Below are 25,620 nucleotides of genomic sequence, written 5' to 3'. Positions count from 1 at the left end.
TTTACTTTATTTTAATTTCAACAAGACGTTTTTCATTTGAAATATAATAGCTTGAAGCCTTTTGTCCATCTAAGGAAATAAGTTCTATATCTCTTTTTTCTTTAATTCTATCCAATGCTTTTTTTGTGTGCTTGGGTAAAAAATTATTTTGAAGTCCAAAATAAAGTAAATCTTGATTTGTAACCCCACTATTATTTGTCAAAAAATCTTCAAGTTTATCAATGTATCCTGTTTGAGTTATGTCATCAAATAATGCACTTTGAGCCTGGTCTGCAATTCTAAATCCCTCACCATTCTTTTTATCCAAACTCCATTTACTTTCTAACATTTTAGCAAAACCCTTTTTATTAGAGGTAAAAAAGAAAAGAGTAAACCATAGATTTTTTTCTCTTTCAATCTTAAAAGTATCGACAAATTCTACACTTAGGTAATTTTTAAATTGAAGTCTTAATTTTTCAATAAAATCAATTTGACTTTTGAATTTTGGTATATTATCAACTGAACCAAATAATTCTATCAAAAAATCTCTTAATGGTTTTCCACCATGAAAGGCAGAATCTTTTGATTTTTCTGCAAATCTCGACATAAAATAAATAGGTAAGAAAAGTAACACTTCTGTTTTACCATCCCTGAGCAATTCTTTTAAATCTTCAGGTTTAATTTCCTTGTAACCCCATGGGTCAATAAATATTAAAGCTCTTTCATTATTATTCAACTTTGAAACTCTATTCAATAATTTCTTAATGAGATCTTTATAGTCAATATTAGTAAAACCAACATTTACATTTGATGGTCTATATATCTCATTAATAAATCTTTCAACTCTTTCAGTCTTAAGCACACCTTTTTCAATTTGAGAATAGCCAGTGTCATTAAAAGTTATGTAGAGATTTGGACAGCTCTTGTTATTGGAGAAATAATGTCTTTTTATGCATTCCATTGCAACAACTGGACTACCTTTCCCCGAATCCTTATAAATGCCTTCTCCACAAAATAGGTCAAATAAATAGATGTTTTCAATAAATGTTCGTGAAATAACATTTAAATAGATAGAGAAGTATTTTTCATACAATGAGACTTTTGCATCTGAATGCTCGAAAAGGTTCTTCTGAGATTCTTTCATAATTATGCTGTTAGGTTTTGATTGAGTTCTAAAATTACATTATCCATTTCCTCACCAAATAGAGCCCACATTTTTCCTCTTCCTCCTTTTGCATCAAAAGGCGTATAGTCCAAATCATCTGCTTCGACATGAAAACTATTGGCAATATGGTCTTTCATCATGCGTAACCATTCCATTTGATCAGTGGTGAATTTATTGTGCTGCCCAGCATTTTGTTTAAATACCCAATCCTGAAAATTTTTATCTACCGTTTTATGATAGGGGATGAGTTCTTTATCAATCCCACTCACTTTCCTAATTAAAGAAACTAAGGCAACCAATTCATTTTTAGGGCTATTCTCCTTTACATTTTCCAATTGGTTGTAAGCTTCCCATACATAATGAGGTGCAAGTAATGGCTTTTCTCTTTTGAGCTTTTCCATCAGCTCTTTTATCATCTGATAACTAAGGGCTCTTCGGTTATAAGCTTGATCGTAAAAAATACTTAAAGCAGTAATTTCGTCTTTATGTTCTGCAATGTAAGTGGAGAATTCCTTCACCACATCTTTAGCTTTATCCGTAGTAAAACTATCCCATTCCGCACTGATGACTTTATCTTGATTGATGGTGTCAATTACTTGATCGTGTACTTTGCGTACATTTTCAATATATTCATTTAACTCCCCCGTAAATACTTTAGTGGCTTCATTGCGCTTTTGCTCCAAAGCCTTATTTATTGCTTTCCCAATATCATCAGGAGAAGAACCAGCATATCCCTTTTGAGTATCTTCTTCAATTTGAGATGTTGTATCAGGGTCATAAGCCTCTAATAGTTCTTTGCTGATTGTATTTAGGGCCTTCCCATTAGTCAGCTTTAAGAGTTCTGATTTTTCGCTTTCGGTAAGTTGTTTGTCTAATCGTATCAAACGATTGGCAAGGGAAGTAAACAAATCCTCATCCTGAGCACCCATTGCCACTGCTCCCAATAAATCTTTAAGCGGAGTTCCAGGCTTTCGTTCTAGCGGTCGGCTATCGGTTTTCTTAGATTTGGTAGCACCCACGGCATCCACTATTACAAAGTGAGTTTTAGTATGTTTAGCGGTACGCGTTACTTTTTGCAAATCATCAAAATTGATGGTGCGCGTACCCCTTCCTTTCATTTGCTCAAAATAATTGATGCTTTTCACATCTCGCATAAAGAGTAGTACTTCCAATGGCTTTACATCAGTACCAGTGGCAATCATATCCACGGTAACCGCAATTCGTGGTGCCCATGAATTACGAAAGCGATTTAATACCGATTTTGGATCTTCCTCAATTTTATAGGTGAGTTTTTTACAAAAATCATTTCCTTCTCCAAATTCTTCTCTTACGATATTGATAATATCATCCGCATGGCTATCAGTTTTGGCAAAAATTAATGTTTTTGGCACTTCAAATTCTCCATTCTCATCAAATCGGTCTGGAAAAATTGTAGGGAGTACTTTTTTAAAAGCCTGAATAATAGTCCTGATCTGATTGGGGTTTACAACATCTTTATCCAGCTTGTTGGAAGTGTATTCATAATCTTCATCCAATCTTTCCCAGCGTTGCTTTCTGCTTTGTTTATCTCGTTTTTCAACAAACTGCTCGGTTTTGGCTTCAATTTTACTGCCCTTTTTGCTGATTTCTGTTTCTATAGTAAATACATCATAAGGAACATTTACTCCATCTGAAACGGAATCCTCATAGGTGTATTCACTCACTACATTTTGATTGAAAAAACCAAAAGTCCTTTTATCAGGGGTGGCTGTTAAGCCAATTAAAAAGGCATCGAAATAATCAAGGACTTGTTTCCATAAATTGTAGATGGAGCGATGAGCTTCATCTATGATGATAAAATCAAATTGCTCAATGGGGTTTTTACTGGTGTATTCTACTGGAAGAGGTTCTTTCTTCTGCCAATTCCAGCCTTTTTCATTAGGATTTTCTTTTTCAACATCCTCGTCCAATTCTTGTCCTTTCAATATGGAGTAGAGTCTTTGAATGGTAGAAATACATACCTGACTATCTGTTGCGATATAACTTGAGCTTAGCCTCTGCACATTATAAAGCTCAGTAAATTTCCGGTTATCATCAACCGGCTGATATTTCAAAAACTCTTGTTCAGCTTGCTCTCCCAGGTTTTTGGTGTCCACCAGGAACAGAATTCTCCTGGCATCTACATGCTTTAATAATCTGTAAGCAAAAGTGCAGGCCGTAAAGGTTTTTCCAGCACCAGTAGCCATTTGTATCAGTGCTTTTGGGCGATTCTCCTTAAATGAATTTTCTAGATTATTAATAGCTTTGATCTGCGCAGGGCGTAAACCAGTTTCAGGTAAAGCGGGCATTTTTCTCAGTCTAGCTCTAAGTGTTTCACTTTTATCAAACCATTCGAGTAAAGTTTGTGGCTGATGGAAATAAAAAACAGGTCTTGATCTTGGTTTGGGATCACGATAATCAGTAAACCGGGTGATTACTCCCGTACTTTCATAAACAAATGGAAGTGGTTCTTTATTGAGGTTATACTTTAAAGATGCATTTGCATATTGTGTAGATTGGTCTTCTACCACCGTCAGCTTTTCGCCAGATTCTTCTCTTTTAGCTTCAATTACTCCAGCAGGTTTCCGATTGACAAATAGCACATAATCAGCTGGCCCAATGTCTGTTTGGTATTCTCGAACCGCTATTCCTAATCCTGCTGATAAGTTTACTTTGGATTTATCCTGCACCAACCACCCAGCATCCATCAGCATTTGATCAATGCGGTCTCTGGCAATTTGCTCAGGGTTTTGGTTGGCTGTTACAGTCATTTGTGGATTAAATTGATATAATAATGACTTAAATTAAGGCAAAAATTCTTAGAATCACATAAGATGACCGTATTATTCGATGAATCTGATGATGATTTTGACATTAGTCAAATTTGATACCTTAAGATCATCAGTCATATTATTCCTTAAGTAGAAAGCTATGCAGCAAAAAATTCTATTAAATTATCAACTAATTTATTCTGTACTTTCTCGTACATTTCCTGATCCTCCGGTTTTGTTGATTTAAGACCTCTTGGATGTCTTATTCTCCAATGCCTACTGTACTCTACCAAGTATTGAACTGGCCAAACGCCTCCATTTGCACTCATTTTTAAAATGATTTGTTCTAAAAACTCTTCCTTCTCAATGTATTCAACATCTTCAAAAACCAAAGTTGAGATATATTTACCATCTGAGGAATCGACTTCTAACAAGAAAAATGGATCAGGATCCGTTACTTCAATAATTAAAATTTTTCGTTTCTGTCCATTCATGTTAGAAAATACAAGGTGTTCAGGAACATCTCTTATGACATACTCGAAAGATAGACCAAAGCCATTTGCAGTAATTTCAAAAGCCTTACAAAAGGTGAATAATCCATTAGGGATTTTAGAGTAATCAAACTCTTTAAACTTCAAGTTTGATTCAAGCTTGGCTTTAATATTGTTAACATCAAATGATTTTCCTCCAAAACTAAATCTCAATTCTTTATTAGGAATGTCTTTATTGTATGTATTTGATTTCCTTATCTTCCTATTATTACTTGTGCTTCTTTTATAAACAATTTCTGGTCGTTTTTTCACAAAGTTATTACCAATACTTATAGGTATTTTAGAACTTCTTTTTTGCTGATTATGACCTTTTTGACTTATATCTGGGACGATAGGGAATTCCTTTTCCAATGGGTTTTTCTTTTTATCAGAAGCATCTTTGGTAGATTGAGTCTCGGTCAATTCGGGGATAATTACTTTTATTACTTCAAATGGTAATGTCTCATTTATGTCAATATCATTTATTTGAAGCACTAAATTGAAATTTGTGTATTTTTTAACGCACACATTCATCTTTACTTCTTTTAGATTTAATTGGCTGAACGAAAAGTCTCTTTTTGATATATTTGGATTGAATTTAATATCATCCCAATATTTTTTTATTGGTTTACAAAATAGAAGGTAAGCAACATTGAAAATAAAGGTTTGATTTTTCAATAAATTTTTAGGAAGAAATTCATTGAACTGCAATATTAATTTTTTTTTAGAATCCTCTTTTATTATTTCGCGGTGATCCAAGGCAATGTCTAAAAATTCATTTTTAAAAATGAACGAACCTATTTCACTGGTGATAAATAGTAATACCCTAAATAGATCGTAACAGAAGAAAACATAATATTCCCCATTATGCTCTATTCGATATATCATTGATTCATCATATAATATTCTAGGGTTATAAAAATCAAAATCTCCAGTCTTTAAATCCTTGAAATTAATGCAGTCACCTTTTCCAAATTCTTGAAAATGTAAATCTGCTTTTGGAAAGGCATTAGGGTTTAATTGTTCAAAATTTTCAATTTCCCCTCCAATTAAAATGTTAGGCGTCCTATCAACTGGAAAGTATTCTTTTTGATAATAAGGCTTTATACCTATTTTTTTAACTTCGGTTTCCAACTGCCATTGATGATCTGAAAAGACTGCATTTGGTACTGAGATAACTTCAAATGCCATAATTATGCAGTTTTAATTAATGCTTGTCTTGATAATTCAAAAGTCCCATTTACAATCCCTTTAGTAATTTGAATTAATTCATAGTTAAGGTACTCTTTTCTTATGCCTGCTTTTCTTAAGAGTGTCCAGTAGGTAATTTCTGCTTTTTCGTCTTTCATTTCTAAAGCAGATAGAACAAGTCTTTTTTTTCTATGAAAATACTTCGACTCATGAGTTTTAGATAAGTATTCTTCACAATTTTTAAGCTTCTCTTGATTGTTATAAAACATTTTTTCTTTTTTCACCATTATGAGAAGTAAGCTTTTTGTTATTCTTTTTTTAGGATTTTCTGTCAATGCATTTGACCTTGCTATCCTTAATTCTTGAAGAATTTCCAGATCCCTTGCTTTCCAATTAATCCTTAATTTCGAATTTGGCTTAGATTTATGGTATTGCTGTTTTTGTAACCATTCTTTACAATTCCGATATAAAAAAGCAAAAAGGGCAGGCTTCTTTTTTCTTAGTTCAGTAATACCAAATTTTGGGTTTTTCCTAATATGTTGTTGCCAAATTTCCTGCTTCTCCTTCAATTCAGTTTTAGGTGTGGAATCGCCTACTACTTTAATTGATTTAAATTTATTGATCGTCTTGGAGTCACATCCTAACATTCGGGCAATAGCTCTTATACTCATTTTTTTCTCTACCAAAAGTTGATTTAGTTTAGAATGCCATACGGAGCCATATTCTTTTATTCTAACAAAATAGGTTTGCTTACTAGCTATATAACTATGAGTATACTTATGACCGCAATTACATTCAACCACCGTAATTTGCCTTTTGGATTTATGGTCAATGTGTCTTGAAAATGTAGTTTGGATAGATTGATTGAAATGCTCGCATACTTTATTTAAGCAAGGGTAATTTATATTTTCGATTTCATTGATTTCCAGGCTTCCATTTTTTGTTTCTAAATATTTGAAAAAATTATGAATTAAAATATGTCGAGAGGGGTCGAAGCCCTTTCTGTGTTTTCTAAATATTCCTTTTAACCAACAAGAAGGATTAACCAAATTTACCGATGACTTAAATTTAGCCAGTAAAGCGTTGTCATATAATTCATTAAAACTTTCATATAACCCCTGAATATCTAATTGATTTGTGTTTTTAACTAAGCCAAGTTTAAATAATTCCTTACGATAGAAGAAAGGATCATCGACATCAAAAGTATTTTGCTTTCCTTTCAACAATTTTTCAATATCCTTACAAATGTTAAGGTATTCAGTAGATTCATTTTGCTCAATTAAGGTAAATTGATCTAAGTGATCCTCAAGAAATAAATACTCATGTTTGTTAAAATGAACTCTACTCTTATCTAATTCTAGTAAATATATATTGTGTTGAGTGCAAATTTGTATTGATGGGATTTGATGGGTTCTTCTCAAGTAGGGTGATATATTTTCAGATTTATCTTCTTTAACGCACAAGGGGCAATATTTCGGTGATTTGCCAGCGGGGAAAATCCCAGCGTTAATTCCGATCAGCGTATGAATATCTCCTGATTTATTTAACATGGAGTGTCTAACTTTCCCAGCTTTTGTTGGAGTTAAAAATGGCTGATAATACGGGAAGAGGGTGTTATCGGCCAAAATCATTTCAACATCCTTATCAAACATTTCTAGGTTATGTATTAAATCTTTTAATCCGCTAGGTAGATCAAGCGTTGCACTAATAGTTTTTCTGTCAAAAAGATTATTTAATAAATGCTTGGGGCCTCGGCTTCCGGAAATTTTTAAATATCTGGCAATCACACTGTATAGAATTTCATCAGGATATGCATGAGGCCAATAATAAAGCATGTTTTTACAATCTAAATTTTTCGAAATCGAAAATATCCCCAAATTCCTTTACCTTTTGATAGGTCTCGTCTTTATCTTCACAAAATAGATTAGCAAAGGTATTTGCAGCCAGTACTTCCTCTTCCTCATTAATAGCCTTCTCTTTACTTACAGTTTTAGTTTTTTCAGGTTTTGATGTGAGATCTAAGATTATTTTATCTGCTATTTCTTGTGCACTTAATTCCTTATTTCTTTCTAGCGTTTTTGTTACCTTGCCTTTGAAAATATTTGATGAAATCTTTTTTTCGACTAATTTATTTTTTACTTCTATTGATCTGTAATCAGTGTAGTCAATTTCTTCTAATGGGAAATTATAATTACGTTCCTTTATTTTATCTTTCCGCTTTATTTCAAATAGAGGCTCATCGATATAAAGCCTTTCCCTAATTACTTGATTGATTAAGGAGACGGTAAATTTCTCTTTATTATAATCAAAGGCCAAATGATGCGCAATTTTAAAGATTTGGAATGCGCGAGAGTAGATACCTTGAGAATAATGATAAAACAATCGTGGCCAGTCGATATTCTCATCAGCTTTCTCATCTGTATACTGATAAATAAAGAGGCGTTGAATAAATCTTTTCCACTCCCCATCTTCTGGCTTAGGGTTCCATTCCAAGAAACCAGATGCAGTAAATCTCCTAATTAGTTTGTCATCATCTTTAAATATTGCGATACCGTCTCTAGTCCCAACAAGCATGATAGGGATACCTAATGTATTATCTAAATTTAAAAAGAAGCGAAGCATTCTTTTTTCACCACCACTTTTTTGTGCATCCAAATGTTGTATTTCATCTACTATTATAATTCCTATATGATGTTTGAGAACTAATTTAGATAAAGCGTTAACTCGATCACTTTCAGAATCTTTTTTTTTGCAGTAATCTTCTTCATATGTCGAATCACCCAAAATTTTATCAAGCTCTATAAAAAAAAATCGACATAGGTCTTTTATACTACCATCCTTTGGACATTCTACCTTCACAATCGGAATCTGAATAAAATTTTCACAATCTAAATTCTTATGCAATATTGCTTTAGGAAAAGTGCTAATGGCCAGATTTACAGCGGTTGTTTTTCCTATTCCACTTATTCCGAACAAAGAACAACTGTTGCTTACTGCAACTTTTGTTGTCAGATCCTTTATTTGTAATAAATCTCTATAATCCTTGATTACTTTTTCTGTGGTGTTTTCCTTAATAGGGTTTCGAGAAGAGTAGCTTGTGAAAAGTGCATTGACAATCATCTGGTATACGTCCCAAATTCCATAATTGGGCAATACAAAATCTCTTTGTAACTGGTTTAAATAATCCCTTCGTATATGATAAGGCTTTTCAATTGCTTCCTCTCTGGTGTGTATGGAGTTTGTTGCACAATATCGGAAGTAATCTTTAATGTTATTCAACCTAGGTAAGGCTTCAATCACAGGATTACCCTCATGATCAGGGTTATCTGACTTTACATAAACTGCTTCATGTAATTTATTCATTGTCCATATTTTTATAGATATCATCTAAGATATCACCTATATCACCTTCTATTCTTTTGTTCTCTTTTGATGTATTGATATCAATGATTTTTGTATCTGAATTAGGCTCTTCTGTGGATTTAAATTCTTTTTGTTGTCTTTCGTATTCTTTTTCTCTTTCCCTGTTGTAGCTCACCTTGGCCTTATTAGTACTTTTTTGTCCTTTAGATTTTCTTTTCTTATCATTTTCTTTTTTAAATGAATCGGCCATATCTAAAATATCCATAGTTCCAGAATCTCTATCATGCTCTTTTTCTTTTTTTACATTCTTTCGAACTTTGTTAAAGGCCCTTATTTCTTTTAAACTTTTATTAATTAGTCCCGGGTTTTTCTGTTCATTAATGCTACATTTTATAATTTCATTATTGAAGAAAAGATTAATGGTATTCATATTATTCGGATTATATGAAATATCATATTTTAATTTGACTTCTCCTGTTTGTTGCTGTATATTTCGCAAATCTTTATGAAGAGGCGTTTCATACTTGATTTTTTCAAACTCAAGATCATGCTTATTTAGTTTCCCTACAGCTCTTGGTAGCATTAACTCTTTGAGATTTGAAATCTCACTTGACCTAAGTAATCCTGTTCTATTTTTCATTCCCCAATTCCAAACTTCAATTGGCGATGGATCTACTAGCCCATCCTTTATCATTTCAGGAGCTAACGGATATTTTTTCAATGAACACTTATGATTGTAATTAGCCATTGCTACTGCAATCATTGCAGTATATTGCTTTAAAGTGTAAGTGGCATTTTTTCTTGCCTTTTTAATACCTCTTCTACCCTCGGCCATATTTTTATGTCCTATTTCTTTTGGGAAACATTTTAGATCTTTGTGATAGATTTTAAAAAAATTTTCAACTAAACCTTTTAAATCGGCTCGGTAAGCTTCTTTGTTCTCAATATCAATACCCAAATCAGTTATAATATTATTAGAATTACGGCTAACTAATTCTTTTCCATTATCTGTAACAATTTGATGTGGAAGAAAAGTACTAGGATAAAACGCACTAGTTGCATCAACATTAAACTTGTTTAAAGTACCGAGTAGCATATCATTAGCAAACATTGAAAATCCTTTAAAACTATAATACAAAGCAGTGCTAGCCTCGTGGTAAGATGGATTTTCTAAAGTGACATAAATTCCAGTACATAATCCACTAAATATATCTGCAACGAAATATACTGTAGGGCATCCAATTGGTTCACTTAAGTCAATTTCGGATATAATTTCCACGTCAGAGGGGGTGGAGTCTATCTGAAAAATACCAGGTCCGAAAACGCTGTTATAAGAAGATCCAGGTACCAATCTATGGTCTTTATCCCTTGATAAAACCCCTTTTTTTATTGCCAATTTATCACTGCTTGATAAATTTTTGGTACCCCAATAATAGAACTGAGTTAAACTTGGGTATGTTTTAGTCTCCTTATTATCAAACTCTTTTTTATATTTTAATCTAATGTAGTTTATATAAGCTCCTCTCAAGGTACCATCTTTACCTTCTGGTCGATTTGCTTTATAGGCAGCTTGAATTTCCTCCTTTATCTTATCTGTTATTGTAAATGCATTATTTTGTTCTAATTGTCTCTCTTTTCCTTTTCCACCAGAAAGGTAGTACTTCGGTAAAATTGCATACTTCGTCTTGCCATTTCTCCAATAATTGAAAATGTTTCTCTTAACAGTATGTCTAGAGACATTATACTGTTCTGAAACCGCTTTGCACTTTTTATTTAAATAGGAAGTTTCAAAAATATTAGGTTCATCTGTGACAAGATCTTTTATTTGCTCCCAAGATTTTTCCCACCTTTCCAAGGTTTTCTCTTTTAATTCTAAAATTACTTCATTTAGGATGGTTGTATTAAAATTTGAAGGAGGGTTAGTTGGATTTGTATAATTGTGTTTTGTAAGCGAATCTATATCCAGATGTTCCAGTTGATTTTGTTCTTCACTTAAATTGATTAATACGCAAATATCTAATTTGACATTGAAGTATAGAACTCTAAAGAAATTGGAATTATGCTGCAATATCTGATTTACTAAGAGCTCCATTTTTTAAGATTTTGATTTGACTGATTTTAACATTTTCTGAAAAGAAATTTTGATTTAAGTCTAATTGAAAAATTCCTTTCGCAATCAATACTTTAAAAACCGTAACTGATGTACCTGTATCAATTGATAAATCTTCATCAATTATTTGCGCCACTTCTAATAAGGAATGATTTCTTAAGTCATTTGAGCATTCGTTTACAAATGAATAAATGGCATTAACGATATAGAATGAAATGGATTTATCTTTAAAGGTTTTCAAGTTATTATGTAGTTCATTAATATTTTTTAAATACGTTTTTGATTGAGGTAATTCCTTTTCAGTGCACAATTTCCATTCAACACCATTTCTTTGCCAGTATTCTTTTTCTACTTGAAATAATTGCATTTGCCTTTTACTAAGGAATTCAGTAGGCTTAAAAGTCACTGCAAGTTCCGACTTGTCCTTTAACCTAATTAAAAAATCAGTGGTTAATACATGTGGCTCGTCTGACTGTATTTGCTTTATATTAAAATACTTAAAAATATCACTCACTTCGTCTAATTTCAATAAAGGAAATTGCTCCCTTATGTCAATAATATTAGGGTTTAAATCAAAAACTGTAAATAGGAAGATTTCATAACTGGAAAGTAGATGGTGAATTCGAGGTATAGTTATCCCCTTTTTTCTAGTATTGTTTCCTAGTTTCTTATTTCGCTCTCCTGGAGAAGTGTAGATGCCAGTTTTTGGAACATATTCTGTGGCTTCATACCACGGCTTATAATCAATACCTTCACCAACACCTTGTCCGTCTTTAATTTTAGTTTTATATTTTTTAGGAGCTCCCATTTTGATAATTTTTTTTTAAAGTTAACATTTTGTACTGATGTTCAAACTATATTAAACAAAATATCAAACTATTTTAAACAAAAAGTATCTTGAAAAGATGCTGATTTCAAACTTTTGATTCAAAAAACTCATCCATTTAAAGAGGACATAAAAAAAGGCCATTTAAGGCCTCTTTTATCTAAAATCATTGTTCAAATTTTAACAAACATGTTCAAAGTTTATTAAACTTGTTCAAACTTTAATATCGAACCCCATGTGCGAAATGCATATGTAATTACCTTACTCTACAGTCACAGATTTGGCCAAATTTCTAGGCTGATCAACATTACATCCTCTCATAACTGCAATGTGGTATGAAAGTAATTGCAGTGGAATAGTAGAAACCATTGGCATTAGAACTTCATGGGTTCCTGGTACTTCAATCGTATGATCAACCATACCTGGAATTAAGGAATCACCTTCGGAAACCACTGCAATCACTTTTCCTTTTCTGGCTTTTACCTCTTGAATGTTTGAAACAATCTTATCATAAGAGCTATCCCTTGTTGCAATCACCACTACAGGCATTTCCTCGTCAATTAAGGCAATTGGCCCATGCTTCATTTCTGCAGCTGGATAACCTTCTGCATGAATATAAGAAATCTCTTTTAGTTTTAAAGCTCCTTCTAAAGCAACAGGGAAATTGTAACCTCTTCCTAAATACAAGAAATTTCTTGCGTCCTTATAGATTGAAGCAATTTTTTCAACCTGTTTATCTGTTTTTAAGGCCTTCTCAACCTTGGCAGGAATGTTTTCTAAATCAACTAAAATCTCTCTATAGCGTTGCTCTGCAATAGTTCCTTTTCTCAATGCTGTTTTTAAAGCAATCATCGTTAAAACGGTCAGCTGAGCAGTGAACGCTTTTGTACTAGCTACTCCTATTTCAGGGCCTGCGTGCGTATAAACACCCTCATGAGATACCCTTGAAATGGACGAACCAACAACATTACAAACTCCTAAAACTATTGCGCCTTTAGATTTAGCTAATTCCATAGCGGCTAAAGTATCAGCTGTTTCTCCAGATTGAGAAATAGCAAAAACAATATCTCCTTCTCTGATTACTGGATTTCTGTATCTAAATTCAGAAGCATATTCTACTTCAACGGGTATTCTACAAAATTCTTCAAATATATATTCTGCAACTAAACCTGCATGCCATGAAGTACCACAGGCCACAATAACTATTCTTTCTGCATTAATCAGAGCAGTGGAATAATCTCTAATCCCTCCTAGTACTAATTTAGCTTCATTAGCTATTAACCTACCTCTAAAACAATCTTTAATAGATTTTGGCTGTTCAAAAATTTCTTTCAACATAAAATGTTCGAAGCCACCCTTTTCAATGGCTTCTAACTCCATGTCTACCTTTTGGATATATGGAGTCATCTTTACATCTTTTGTATCTCTAATGCTGATCTTATTATCCTTGATTACGGCAATTTCATAATCATTAACATAGATTACTTCATTGGTGTATTCAACTATAGGCGTTGCATCAGAAGCTAAAAAGAATTCATCTTTTCCAACACCAATTACTAATGGGCTGCCTTTTCGTGCTGCAATTAGTTGGTCAGGATGATTGGTAGACATTATAACAATAGCATATGCACCAATTACTTTAGTTAGTGCTAATCGTACTGCCTCTTCTAAAGTACCCTCATTATTTTTATAAATATCCTCAATGAAATTGATGAATACCTCTGAGTCTGTTTCACTCTTGAAAGTATATCCTTTGTTTTCTAATTCCTGCTTAAGGGAAGAGTAGTTTTCAATAATACCATTATGTATAATGGCTAAATCTCCACTTTCAGAAAAATGAGGATGAGCATTTTCATCACTTGGCGCACCATGAGTCGCCCATCTAGTATGCCCTATTCCAATAGTACTCTTAGTATTTTTATCTTTTAAAAAATTTTCTAATTCAGATACTTTACCTTGCTTTTTATATACATTAAGAACATCATCGTTCATAAGTGCTATTCCAGCACTGTCATAACCTCTATATTCTAATCTTTTTAATCCCTTTATGATAATCTCAGAAGCATTCTGATGACCTACATATGCTACAATTCCACACATATTGCAAATTATTTAAAAGTGGTATAATATATTTTTAATTTAATATCTTCCTTATCAACTAAGAAATTATCAAAATTCCCGATATTGATTTTTGGAGTTTCATTAAAAGGAGTTTCATTTCTCCTGATAATTTGCCCTGTAAACATAAAATCATATCCCTCGTCCCATAGGTCAGGATTATTGTAAATCTCTTGCAAGAAAAAACTGATATCGCCCTTTATTTCTTTCTTATTATTATCATATGATAAATTAACTGGCGATGAAGCTTGATTAGGATTTGCTGGTGCACCATTAGAATTAAAATTAGCTTGAAATGCCCAAAAATCTTCCCCTTGCTTAGCTATATTTCCGTCTTCCTCTAAAATATAGGGAACGATATTATCTGCTGGCCTAATTTGACTATTTCCATTTTCAGTTACAGTAAAATCATTAATTCCTATCGATAATTCAGCTTTATTTATTTGCAGAAAATCTACAGTATCAAGAAAGTTTAAATAATTACCTAGATCAATTCTGGGTGAAATTCCCATCATATTATTAAAATATGCTTTTGAAGGATCTGTTAAATCAAAAGATTTTTTACTAGAGTAATCAGAAGGTACTAAAGATCCTGGTCGATAATCAACATTAGTAAAACTTGAACCTGAAATATCAAAAATCACACTTTTAAGAGTGTCTTGCTGCGGAGAATCATACATTACTTCAATGAAAGATTCACCACTTGCTAAACTAATAGCTTGTAGACTATTATTTCCTTGCTCTGTTTCAATTTTAAATCCTCTTATTGAGTTGTAAATTTCAACTGGATTCAAATCCTCATCTCTTACTAGACTTAATAAGTTTCTACCCAAACTATTACCTAGTTGAACATAATCTGCAATAGTATCCGTTGGATCAATAATGATTTCCTCATCTAATGATACTTTATCCCCAGAAGGGATTTCATCATAAATTGTATATAACCCTCCGTTTATATCTAAAGTATCGCTTAATTGGGTTACTATAAAGTTTTGAGGTTTAGCAAACTCATTACCATAATAATAATTCAGGCCTAATTTTAATCTTGTTTCTATTACTGTAGCATTCGCTGGTAAGCTATCCCTTACAAAATCACTATTTAATATAGCACCAAAATATGCTTTGGCTGTAAAATCTCCGATTTCAGGATCGTTTTGATGCCCTACAAAAATTTGACCCCTAGCCCCTGTTACTGCATTAGTACTAATCAACCGAGAATCAAAGGCAGTATGATTCATTTCAAGAGGAATTTCCAAATACCGAATTTCAGTATTATTCCCTCCTGGAACTAAATCACTCTCCACTTCTATTGGCTCTTCACATGAGGCGAAAAAAAAGGCCAGCAGGATAGCTGGCCCTGTAATAATTGAGGTGGCGGTATTAGCCTGCCAATTCTGTATATAAGTTGAAATAGGATTCTTCAAAATCTTCTCCTTTTTCAATGGTGTCAACTTTCTTTTCTTTGTCGAATGTTGAAAATAATTCATCAAGGTTTCCTTTAAACTCATCACCTGCTTTAATAACTGCGTCTGCATATTCTGCACCGATTTTTATGAACCCTTCATAATCGGCTGATTCTAGATTGGACAACATGCTATCTTCTATATCAAGCATTTTTACCTTGTCCACCAAATCTGTCCCAAATTTATGAGAGAATTCTGTATTATACACAGTAAATACAGATTTTGCATCCTTAAATATTGGGTCATTTTTATAAGTGGTCTTTAAGTACATTGGAATCAAGCTGGTCATCCAGTCATTACAATGTACTACATCAGGCGCCCAGCCTAGTTTCTTAACTGTTTCCAACGCTCCCTTGCAGAAAAATATTGCTCTTTCGTCATTGTCAGGATAAAAATTATTTTCCTTATCATGAAATACAAATTTACGCTGGAAGTAATCTTCATTGTCAATAAAATACACCTGAAGTTTAGCATTAGGAATTGATGCCACCTTTATGATTAAAGGTTTCTCTTCCTCTCCTACTGAGATATTGATGCCTGAAAGGCGCACTACCTCGTGTAATCTGTTCTTCCGCTCGTTAATAAGACCGAAGCGGGGTACTAGAATACGAATCTCCATTCCTCTTTCCTGCATGGCTTGAGGGAGTTTTCGTACAAATTCTGCTACTTCTGATGTTTTTAAAAATGGATTGATTTCATTGGCTACGTAAAGAATTCGAAGCTTTGACATATGCTTATTGGATTTGATTAATTCATAAACGAAGCACAAAAATACAAAAAAATACTCACTTTCCATTATTTTTTTGATTAATAAGCTAGATTTGTTCCAAAACTTTCTAATTTAGCGCATTTTTTATGATATCAACTGGCTCAATTGCTGAAATTCAAGCTCTTATCACTCAATTTAAATCAGAAGGTAAAAAAATTGGCTTCGTTCCTACTATGGGTGCTTTACATCAAGGGCATTTGAGCTTGGTTGCAACTGCTAAAGAAAAAGTAGATATAGTAGTCTGTAGCATTTATGTCAATCCAACCCAATTCAACAATCAGGATGACTTAAAGCAATACCCTCGAAATATTGATACCGATAAAGATTTACTGGATGAAAATGGTTGCGATATCTTATTTCTACCTTCGGATGAAGTGATGTATGCTGGGAGAAATACTATTAAATTTGAATTTGGAGATTTAGATCAGGTAATGGAAGGAAAATTCCGACCAGGGCATTTCAGCGGTGTTGCTTTGATAGTCTCTAAGTTTTTTAATATTGTACTCCCAAATTATGCTTTTTTCGGTCAAAAAGATTTACAACAACTGACCATTATCAAAAAGCTGGTTGAAGAATTATTTTTCAACTTGGAAATTATTACCGTACCTATTAAAAGGGAAGCTCATGGTTTGGCGATGTCTTCAAGAAATGAACGCTTAAGTAAAGAAGAAAGGGAAGAAGCAAGAATATTTTATCAGGCATTAACTGAGGCAAAGTCAATATTAAAAGAAAACCAATCAGGAGAAGAAGCAAAAAAAGAAGTAAAGCACCTCTTTGACAATCATAAAGCAGAATTAGAATATTTTGAAATTGTAAGCGATAAAGATTTACTTCCCAAAACAGAGAACTACTTGGCGCCAGATACCGTTCTGTGCATTGCAGGGTTTATGGGAAATGTGAGATTAATAGATAACATGTATTTAAGTGATGTCTAATAATTAATGGGATTATAATTTCCTTATTTGATACTGGATATCAAACAGATATAAATTTATATCATATGTTTGCCTTATAGGCTCTATTTAATTTCATAACTTTGCATCCCAATTTGAAGAGTATAGTATGTTAATTGAAGTTTGTAAATCAAAAATTCACAGAGTAAAGGTTACTCAAGCAGAATTACACTATGTTGGAAGCATCACCATCGATGAAGATTTGATGGAAGCCTCTAACCTTATAGAAAATGAAAAAGTCCAGATTGTGAACATCAACAATGGTGAGCGATTGGAGACTTATGTTATTAAAGGAGAGCGAGGCTCAGGCATGGTATGCTTAAATGGACCTGCCGCAAGAAAAGTGCAGGTTGGTGATATCATCATCATCATTGGTTATGCACATATGGATTTTGAAGAGGCAAAATCATTTAAGCCTTCTTTAATATTTCCTGATGCTAACAATAAACTACCCTAAACTTTGAGAAAAGGAATCCAATCATTTATAAAATATACGCTGTCATTATCTGTAGCTGCTCTACTTTTTTGGTATCTTTATAAAGATGTCGATTTAAATGAGATTATGACAAGTTTCAAAAAAGCCAATTTAAACTGGCTTTATCTATCCATCGCATTGGCCATGTTCAGCCATCTATTACGGGCCTGGCGTTGGAATATGTTATTAGAACCTTTGGGTTATCATTTAAAAACCTCAAGAACTTTTTTGGCTGTGATGGTGGGCTATTTAGCCAATTTTGTAGTTCCCAGGATGGGCGAAGTTTCAAGATGCGGAGTACTAAAGAAAACAGATGATGTATCAGTAAGTAGAGGTTTCGGAAGTGTGGTAACGGAGCGAATTTTCGATATGATTTGTTTAATTGCCATAGTTGCATTTACACTTGCATTAGAATTTCGCAGATTAAATAATTTCTTTTTGGAATTGTTTTTAGATAAGGCCACTACCTTAGAAGAAAACTTCTTGACATTAATTGCAATAGGAATCACCTTTCTATTAGGGGCCATTGTGATTTTCTTTCTATTAAAAAGAAATCAGGCATTTTTAAGTAAAAATAAATATTATAATAAGTTAACCGCTTTTCTTCGTCAATTAGTTGAAGGAATCACTTCAGTAAGAAAATTGAAAAATCCAGCGCTATTTTGGGTTGCTACAATAGGTATATGGGTTTGCTATTATTTCATGACCTATGTAGTATTTTTTAGCATGGAGTCAACTGCTGATCTTGGATATTCTGCAGGGTTTATTCTATTAGTTTTAGGAGGGATTGGAATGGCAGCACCAGTTCAAGGTGGAATAGGTGCCTTCCATTATTTAGTAGGAGCAGGTTTATTACTATATGGAGTGGCAGAAAAAGAAGGAATAATTTTTGCTTTTGTTTTGCATACTACCAATTCAATAGCAATTATTGGAGTCGGATCAATATCTTTATTTTTAAGTATGATTATTCCTAAAAGAAATGCTAATAAAGCCTATGTCAACAGCTGATAAAATATATTCATTAGAAGTTTTAAATGATAAAAGGGAAGAGTGGAAAGATCAAAAAGTAGTGTTCACTAATGGTTGTTTTGATATTTTGCATTTAGGACATGTGGATTATTTGGAAAAGGCAGCAGCTAAAGGCGATAAATTAATTGTAGCCTTAAATACTGATGCTTCAGTAAGCAAATTAAAAGGCCCTACTAGACCTGTAAATAATGAAAACGCTAGGGCCAGAATCATTGCAGCCTTAGCTTTCGTGGATGCCGTTGTATTTTTTACGGAAGACACACCATTATCCTTAATAAAACTACTTAAACCCGATGTTTTAGTAAAAGGAAGCGACTATAAAATCAGCAACATTGTGGGAGCAGATGTCGTAATGGAAAACGGTGGAACAGTTGAGACAATCGAGTTAGTCGAAGGATATTCCACCACCAATATTATTAATAAAATAAACAAATAATAAAATGTTTTTAATTGTAATTATTATCGGATTTGCCATCATTAGTTATGCTGTGCAATCCCGTTTGAAGAGTAAGTTTAAGAAATACTCTAAGATAACTTTAAGCTCCGGTATTTCAGGCAGAGAAGCTGCTGAAAAAATGTTAAAGGATAATGGTATTTATGATGTAAAGGTAATGTCTGTTGAAGGACAGCTTACAGATCATTATAATCCAGCCAATAAAACAGTAAATCTAAGTTCTGAAGTTTATAATAACCGATCTGCAGCTGCAGTGGCTGTTGCTGCTCACGAGGTAGGACATGCCGTTCAACATGCCAAGGCTTATGCATTTTTAGAATTGCGGTCTGCCCTTGTGCCACTTCAGAATGTAAGTGCGAAAATTATTAATTTCGTTTTTATGGCTATGCTTTTTGGTGCATTTTTTCTACAGGGTCTAATTAGTTTTGATCTAGCTATGATGGTCATCATCGGATGCTATACTGTTTTTACACTTTTTGCTTTTATCACTTTACCGGTAGAATATGATGCTAGTAAAAGAGGCTTAGCATGGATGACCACTTCAGGAGTAACCACTCCACAAGAGCATGATATGGCCAAAGATTCTTTAAAATGGGCAGCTAGGACTTATTTAGTTGCAGCAATAGCTTCATTAGTTACATTGTTGTATTATGTGATGATGTTCTTAGGCAGTCGAGATTAAATGGATTTTTCCTATATTTGCAAAACTTTTGCAGGAACATTCTGTTTTTGCACAGAAACGACTAAAAAATAATTAATAGATGGATTTTCAACTCACAGAAGAGCAGCTAGCCGTTCAAGCTGCAGCTAGAGATTTTGCACAAAATGATTTATTACCTGGAGTAATCGAAAGAGATACTTACGAAAAATTCCCTGCCGAACAGATTAAAAAAATGGGAGAACTAGGATTCATGGGAATGATGGTGGATCCTAAATATAATGGTGGCGGAATGGACACTGTTTCTTATGTATTGGCAATGGAAGAAATATCTAAGATAGATAGTTCTGCATCTGTTGCCATGTCAGTGAACAATTCTTTGGTTTGCTGGGGATTGGAAAAATATGGGACTGAAGAACAAAAAGAAAAATATCTTAAAAGATTAGCTACTGGTGAAATAATCGGTGCTTTCTGTCTTTCTGAGCCTGAAGCAGGCTCTGATGCTACTTCACAAAGAACAACTGCAGAAGACAAAGGAGATTATTATTTAGTAAACGGAACAAAAAACTGGATTACCAATGGTAACAGTGCTTCTGTTTATTTAGTAATTGCGCAAACCGATAAAGAAAAAGGTCATAAAGGAATTAACGCCTTGATCGTTGAGAGAGAAACCGAAGGTTTTGTAGTAGGTAAAAAAGAAGAGAAATTAGGAATCAGAGGTTCTGATACTCATTCTTTGATGTTTCAAGACATGAAAGTGCCTAAAGAAAACAGAATTGGTGAAGATGGATTTGGATTTAATTTTGCAATGTCCACTTTGAATGGAGGTAGAATCGGTATTGCTGCTCAAGCTTTAGGAATTGCATCTGGGGCTTACGAATTAGCTTTGAAATATTCTAAAGAAAGAAAGGCTTTCGGTAAGGAAATCAACCAACATCAAGCAATCGCATTTAAATTAGCAGACATGGCTACTCAAATTGAGACAGCAAGATTGCTTTGTTTAAAAGCAGCATGGTTGAAAGACCAAAAGCAAGATTTCTCTCAAGCTAGTGCCATGGCGAAATTATACGCTTCTCAAGTAGCAATGGACACCACAGTAGAAGCTGTACAGGTACATGGAGGCTATGGTTTCGTAAAAGAATACCATGTGGAACGTCTAATGAGAGATGCGAAAATCACTCAGATATATGAAGGTACTTCTGAAATTCAGAAAATTGTAATCTCAAGAAATATACTGAAATAAGAAAAGATTTTGGTCAAAGATCAAATATTCTTATAAAGTCAAATTCTTAAAATAATTCAATAAAAACTTCGTTATCACGCACAACCTTACATATACATAGAGGTTGTGCGTTTTTTATTTTTTTTGATATAAAGCTATTATTCATTAGATTTATACAATTATTCAAAACAATACTTTTACTTTTTATAGTTAATCCATTCATAAAACAAGAAAATGGAAGATTACAACAAAATCATTGAGTCTTTAGGCGTTAAGTTCGTCAAAGCAAAAAATATCAAAATTCAAAAGCCTGTAACCGTAAATAATCTCTATGAAGTAGAGAATAAAGTGATTTGGGTAAACAAAGGAGAAGTACTTCTCGGAGAGGAAAAACTTTTAGCAAAAGAGGGTGATTTTGCTTTTATTCCTGGAGGAAAAGTACATCAAATCACTTATGGAAGAGGTAGCCAAATTGAGACCATTACCAATGACAAATTCATAACAGGTAAATCAGAATATTTCAATTCAATTACCCACGATGAGTTATTAACAGAAGGTGGTGATAGCTTTAGTTATATTTCCTTTGAAGCAAAGGTTTTCGATTCAGTAAACTTTTTTGCTTCTCTCGACATCCCTCCTTTTATTTTTAGTAATGATGTCATAAAATCTTTGAATGATAAGATTTTTGAAGAACTAGATACCGATGAGCCTGGTGCTGATAGAATGGTAAAGGTTTTAACGGAATATTTATTAGTAGAATTATTTAGACATATTGTTAGAAACAAATTATTTGTTGAGCAATTAGCTACCAATAGCACTTACTTCAAAGATCCGCGCTTAATTGACATATTCAATTACATCAATGAGCATTTAGGTGGTGATTTATCAAACAAGAAACTTGCAGAGGTTGCCAATGTATCGGAAGATTACGTTGGGCAGTACTTCAAAATGCTTACTGGAATTAACCCTCAGGATTACATCGAGTATCAGCGAATGGAAGAAGCCGTTACCTTATTGAGAACTTCTAAGAAAAGCATCAGAGATATTGGGCATGAAGTAGGTTATAAAGATACTGCTTATTTCTGCAGAAGATTTAAAATGATGTTCGGAATTCCTGCAGGGAAAATGAGAAGAAGAGAATCTTTAATGAACGTTTAAATAGGCTCCCCTTGGATAGATATAAATAATTGTTTTTCAATGAATTAATACTTGGGAAAGTTAATTTAAAACCCCGAATTTCGCCATATATGGCAATTTTCGGGGTTTTGTGTTATATTGTAGTTGAGAAAAAAACAAATAACAACTGCAATATATGGCACAGCTGAATTTATTCCCACTCAAATCAATAGTTTCTCCAAAATGGTATATTTTCAAGACACTCGAAATCGGAAAAGTACATGAAAGGCTTCCTTTAAAAGAACTGGGAGAATGTCTCCCCCCACAGGATGAAAACAGTAAAGGTGCTCCCAGATGGTTGAGCAATGAGGGCATGTTTGCCCTGATGTTTTTAAAGCATTACCTGAACCTGAGCGACCACCAGTTGATAGAGCGTTTTAATACCGATTGGTCTTTGCAAATATTTTGCAACAGGCCACTCTCCGATGGGGAGTTGATCAAGGATTCGAATTTGCCTTCAAGGGTCAGGAGTTATATTGCCAAGCATGCGGATTTAAACCAGTTGCAAACAGTTTTGCTCAATCATTGGAAGGATGACATAGAGAACACCCATGTGCTGTCCATGGATGCCACCTGCTATGAGAGCTGCATCCGTTTTCCCACAGATGTAAAGTTATTATGGGAGTCCAATCAATGGGTATATGAAAAACTGCTTTTCAAACTTTGCAAGGTTACCGGTGAAAGAAGACCGAGGAACAAGTTTATTGATCAAAAGCGCAAACAGCTCACCTATGATAGGCTGCGCAAGAAGAGCATAAAAAAAGGGAAGGCCCGTAAGAAGAGCTTGATCTACCTGTTGGGCAAAGGGCTGGGGCAATTGCAGGATTTTCTCAACCTTCATCCGGAAGTAATACTTACTTCCCACCAGTACGGCTACATCCGCACCATTAAAAAAGTACTGCAACAACAAGAATACCTGTTCAATAATCCTGGCGAAAAGGTAAAAGACCGCATTGTTTCACTCTATAAGCCCTATGTTCGCCCAATAGTAAGGGGAAAGGAGAACAAGCCCGTGGAATTTGGGATGAAAGTCCACATGCTACAAACAGGAGGTATTCAGTATTTTGACCTGATGGACTTTAATGCCTATAACGAATGTAAAAGACTTAAGATAAGCTGTTTAAAGCATAGGATGCTTTTTGGGCAACTGCACCAACTGTCTGCCGACAAGATATACCCTACAAATGAAAACAGGCGCTACATTACCTCTAAACATATCTTCACCAACTTTGCCAAAAAAGGCCCGTCAAATTAAGCAAGCCCGAAAAAGCCTTACAGGCAGAACTTAACAAGGACAGGTCAACGGTGTTGGAAGGTAGTTTTGGGAACCATAAAAACCACTATGGGTTAAGGAAAATAAAAGCAAGGGGCGCTCAAAACGAAAGGGTATGGGTGTTCTTTGGTGTCATGGCATCGAACGCCAAGAAACTGGCCTTGAACAAAATTTCTCCCCCAGTCCGAATGGCAGCCTGACGAGAAAAAAATGAACATCACATTATTTTACAGGACAGGTACGTCCAATCGCTAAAAAACGAAAAAAATCAAACTGTTTAAAAGTGGAAATTGTACTAATCGAAGAGTCTGAAATCATATTTAAGATGGAAAAATACTTGAGGTAAAGAAATTAAATTATCATACCCCCTAAACGTTCGCTGTTTCAAGCATTTTTCAAGAGGAGCCTAAATAAAGACAATTAGGTAATTAAACGAGTAGGGTTATTCCTTCTTGACGTTGTGGAATCAAATTAAAAGCTCTGTGCAATTAATTACTAGATTCTATGTAATTGCTGATTGAGCGTTATTTTTGCTTCGGTCATTTCTATCAATAATTGTGGGTTTTGCTCTATGGCATTACCCACAACTACCACATCAGCGCCTGACTTCCAGGCGTTTTTTGCTTTAGCCACAGAATTTATACCACCTCCAATAATTAAAGGGATATCAACAGCTCTTTTCACGGAAGCAATCATCTTTTCACTGATCATTTTGTCTGCTCCACTGCCTGCATCCATATAAATAAGCTGAAGCCCTAATAGTTCACCTGCAATAGCAGTACTTACGGCTATATCACTTTTATCATGAGGAATGGGGTTGGTATTACTCATATAGGAAACAGAAGTTTTATTACCACCATCTATAAGCATATAGCCAGTCGGCCAAACTTCCATTTTACTTCTTTTTAAAATGGGCGCAGAAAGAACATGCTGCCCAATCAATAAATCAGGATTTCGACCTGATATCAAGGATAAATACAAAATTGCATCAGATTGCAAATCTATATATTGGTTATTACCTGGAAATAAGATGATAGGAATATCAGTTGCTGATTTTATGTCCGAAATGCAACTGCTTAGAAAATCAGAAACGATCAAACTTCCCCCAACAAAGAAGAAATCTACCTCATTTTCGATAGCCATATTGACTAAACGTTGTAAAGAAGCTCGATCATGAACCTTGTCGGGATCGATTAGCAAGGCAAAAAATTTCTGCCCGTTTGCTTTGCCACCTATCAGTTGGTTAAGCTCCTTCTTCTCTATCATCAGATTTTCGATTTTCTAATTGACTCAAAAATTCTAGTATCTTATCTCTAGCAATAGCTACCAAAATCCCTCCTACTTCAGCTTTAAGGGCATCCATAATTCCACCACCGCTACTTTCCTCTCTTCTTATAATAATTCGAGGTGAGTCATCGTAATCACTTTCATCCTCATTTACTTCCTTATAAACCTGAGATTTTCTGCTTTTTTTGCCACCCCCTGTTATAAGTTTTACGGCTTGATAAGCTAAAAAAACTCCTCCAGCAATCATCAAAGCATTTTTCCCGAACTTCTCGGCTTTCCCTGAATATTCGCTTAATTGCTCTGATAAATCTTGCTCATATTTCTTACTTCTTTCTAATAGCTTTTCCTGATTACTCATGCTTTTCGAATTTAAAAATTAAAATTAATCTTCTTTAGTTGATTTGTTGATGGAATCACTAAATACTTTCTTCATAAATTTGCTATCCTTTAAAAGAATAAAAACAATTGTTAGCAACAAATACCCTAACGAGACTATTCCAAAACCATAAACATAGCTTTCCATTATTTCAGTTAGATAAAAGGCTAACGTAAGACTACCAAATAGAATCAGTAAAGTTAAAGATGCTACTACCAACAGCAATGGTAAAATCTTAGCTAATTTCTCCGCTACTTTTTCTTCTATCTCCGTTCTTATCATTGCTATGCGTACTTCTAGCAATTTTTGTAATGATTCTATAATTTTATCTAGTCCCAAAAGCCCTAACAGTTTACTTTTTTTCACAACTTTACCTATTAATTGATTCCTAAGTTATATAAATTTCAGTTGATG

The 25,620-nt window shown here is 33.8% G+C and carries 22 protein-coding genes; 9 read left to right on the top strand and 13 right to left on the bottom strand.

Annotation, left to right across the window (positions count from 1 at the left end):
- Position 1 precedes the first annotated feature (1 nt).
- The 10 genes from tcmP to ABWH96_RS03370 all read right to left on the bottom strand — a co-directional run bounded on the left by tcmP (position 2) and on the right by ABWH96_RS03370 (position 16,264).
- The gene (gene tcmP, locus ABWH96_RS03415; RefSeq protein ID WP_375580127.1) at positions 2-1,123 is read right to left on the bottom strand and encodes a three-Cys-motif partner protein TcmP; all 1,122 of its coding nucleotides are present in this window, start codon (positions 1,121-1,123) and stop codon (positions 2-4) included.
- A gap of 2 nt (positions 1,124-1,125) precedes the next feature.
- On the bottom strand, positions 1,126-3,933 hold the full coding sequence (locus ABWH96_RS03410; RefSeq protein WP_375580126.1) for a type I restriction-modification enzyme R subunit C-terminal domain-containing protein: 2,808 nt from the start codon (positions 3,931-3,933) through the stop codon (positions 1,126-1,128).
- A gap of 158 nt (positions 3,934-4,091) precedes the next feature.
- A complete protein-coding gene (locus ABWH96_RS03405; RefSeq protein WP_375580125.1) occupies positions 4,092-5,654 on the bottom strand; it encodes a Tn7-like element transposition protein TnsE in 1,563 nt (520 codons plus the stop codon).
- 2 nt (positions 5,655-5,656) lie between these two features.
- Positions 5,657-7,489, bottom strand: a complete 1,833-nt coding sequence (locus ABWH96_RS03400; RefSeq protein WP_375580124.1) for a TnsD family Tn7-like transposition protein — start codon at positions 7,487-7,489, stop codon at positions 5,657-5,659.
- 4 nt (positions 7,490-7,493) lie between these two features.
- Positions 7,494-9,017, bottom strand: coding sequence for an AAA family ATPase (locus ABWH96_RS03395; protein ID WP_375580123.1), 1,524 nt, complete (start codon positions 9,015-9,017; stop codon positions 7,494-7,496).
- Positions 9,010-11,109 carry a hypothetical protein gene (locus ABWH96_RS03390; RefSeq protein WP_375580122.1) on the bottom strand — a complete coding sequence of 700 codons (2,100 nt, stop codon included), beginning with the start codon at positions 11,107-11,109 and terminating at the stop codon, positions 9,010-9,012. Before ABWH96_RS03390 ends, ABWH96_RS03395 begins: the two co-directional genes overlap by 8 nt.
- The gene (locus tag ABWH96_RS03385) at positions 11,075-11,935 is read right to left on the bottom strand and encodes a TnsA endonuclease N-terminal domain-containing protein (protein ID WP_375580121.1); all 861 of its coding nucleotides are present in this window, start codon (positions 11,933-11,935) and stop codon (positions 11,075-11,077) included. The genes ABWH96_RS03390 and ABWH96_RS03385 overlap by 35 nt, the downstream gene beginning before the upstream one ends.
- Before the next feature lie 279 nt (positions 11,936-12,214).
- The gene (gene glmS / locus ABWH96_RS03380) at positions 12,215-14,053 is read right to left on the bottom strand and encodes a glutamine--fructose-6-phosphate transaminase (isomerizing) (protein ID WP_375580120.1); all 1,839 of its coding nucleotides are present in this window, start codon (positions 14,051-14,053) and stop codon (positions 12,215-12,217) included.
- 8 nt (positions 14,054-14,061) lie between these two features.
- Positions 14,062-15,495, bottom strand: a complete 1,434-nt coding sequence (locus ABWH96_RS03375; RefSeq protein ID WP_375580119.1) for a DUF4270 family protein — start codon at positions 15,493-15,495, stop codon at positions 14,062-14,064.
- Positions 15,452-16,264 (bottom strand): glycogen/starch synthase, encoded by an 813-nt coding sequence (locus tag ABWH96_RS03370; RefSeq protein ID WP_308349889.1) that lies wholly within the window; start codon positions 16,262-16,264, stop codon positions 15,452-15,454. The genes ABWH96_RS03375 and ABWH96_RS03370 overlap by 44 nt, the downstream gene beginning before the upstream one ends.
- Positions 16,265-16,389: 125 nt before the next feature.
- On the opposite strand from ABWH96_RS03370, the gene panC reads away from it, so the two are divergent.
- The 9 genes from panC (at position 16,390) to ABWH96_RS03325 (ending at position 23,743) form a co-directional block, all read left to right on the top strand.
- Entirely contained in the window at positions 16,390-17,238 is an 849-nt protein-coding gene (gene panC / locus ABWH96_RS03365) for a pantoate--beta-alanine ligase (RefSeq protein ID WP_375580118.1), read from the top strand.
- A 127-nt stretch (positions 17,239-17,365) separates the two neighbouring features.
- Positions 17,366-17,713 carry an aspartate 1-decarboxylase gene (panD, locus tag ABWH96_RS03360; RefSeq protein WP_013454177.1) on the top strand — a complete coding sequence of 116 codons (348 nt, stop codon included), beginning with the start codon at positions 17,366-17,368 and terminating at the stop codon, positions 17,711-17,713.
- Positions 17,714-17,716: 3 nt separating this feature from the next.
- Positions 17,717-18,739, top strand: a complete 1,023-nt coding sequence (locus ABWH96_RS03355; RefSeq protein WP_375580117.1) for a lysylphosphatidylglycerol synthase transmembrane domain-containing protein — start codon at positions 17,717-17,719, stop codon at positions 18,737-18,739.
- Positions 18,726-19,196 carry a D-glycero-beta-D-manno-heptose 1-phosphate adenylyltransferase gene (gene rfaE2, locus ABWH96_RS03350; RefSeq protein ID WP_375580116.1) on the top strand — a complete coding sequence of 157 codons (471 nt, stop codon included), beginning with the start codon at positions 18,726-18,728 and terminating at the stop codon, positions 19,194-19,196. Before ABWH96_RS03355 ends, rfaE2 begins: the two co-directional genes overlap by 14 nt.
- A 4-nt stretch (positions 19,197-19,200) precedes the next feature.
- Complete coding sequence (locus ABWH96_RS03345; RefSeq protein WP_375580115.1) at positions 19,201-19,896, top strand: zinc metallopeptidase; 696 nt, start codon at positions 19,201-19,203, stop codon at positions 19,894-19,896.
- A 79-nt stretch (positions 19,897-19,975) separates the two neighbouring features.
- On the top strand, positions 19,976-21,115 hold the full coding sequence (locus tag ABWH96_RS03340) for an acyl-CoA dehydrogenase (protein WP_375580114.1): 1,140 nt from the start codon (positions 19,976-19,978) through the stop codon (positions 21,113-21,115).
- Positions 21,116-21,328: 213 nt separating this feature from the next.
- Entirely contained in the window at positions 21,329-22,252 is a 924-nt protein-coding gene (locus ABWH96_RS03335) for an AraC family transcriptional regulator (protein ID WP_375580113.1), read from the top strand.
- Between the two features lie 154 nt (positions 22,253-22,406).
- Positions 22,407-23,525, top strand: a complete 1,119-nt coding sequence (locus ABWH96_RS03330; protein WP_375579431.1) for a transposase — start codon at positions 22,407-22,409, stop codon at positions 23,523-23,525.
- A 50-nt stretch (positions 23,526-23,575) separates the two neighbouring features.
- Entirely contained in the window at positions 23,576-23,743 is a 168-nt protein-coding gene (locus tag ABWH96_RS03325; RefSeq protein WP_375579424.1) for a hypothetical protein, read from the top strand.
- Between the two features lie 295 nt (positions 23,744-24,038).
- Here ABWH96_RS03325 and ABWH96_RS03320 read toward each other — a convergent pair whose 3' ends face one another.
- Genes ABWH96_RS03320 through ABWH96_RS03310 form a run of 3 tightly spaced genes read right to left on the bottom strand, consistent with a single transcriptional unit; the run spans position 24,039 to position 25,572 of the window.
- Positions 24,039-24,809, bottom strand: coding sequence for a geranylgeranylglyceryl/heptaprenylglyceryl phosphate synthase (locus ABWH96_RS03320; protein ID WP_375580112.1), 771 nt, complete (start codon positions 24,807-24,809; stop codon positions 24,039-24,041).
- Positions 24,787-25,188 (bottom strand): hypothetical protein, encoded by a 402-nt coding sequence (locus ABWH96_RS03315; RefSeq protein WP_375580111.1) that lies wholly within the window; start codon positions 25,186-25,188, stop codon positions 24,787-24,789. Before ABWH96_RS03315 ends, ABWH96_RS03320 begins: the two co-directional genes overlap by 23 nt.
- A 24-nt stretch (positions 25,189-25,212) precedes the next feature.
- Positions 25,213-25,572, bottom strand: a complete 360-nt coding sequence (locus ABWH96_RS03310) for a phage holin family protein (RefSeq protein ID WP_375580110.1) — start codon at positions 25,570-25,572, stop codon at positions 25,213-25,215.
- Between the last annotated feature and the right edge of the window lie 48 nt (positions 25,573-25,620).

Origin of the sequence: Marivirga tractuosa (assembly GCF_042140215.1) — a bacterium.
In the GTDB taxonomy this organism is placed as follows: Bacteria; Bacteroidota; Bacteroidia; order Cytophagales; family Cyclobacteriaceae; genus Marivirga; species Marivirga tractuosa_A.
Note: the sequence above shows the minus strand (reverse complement) of the source record. Positions and strands in the feature narration are given on the sequence as shown.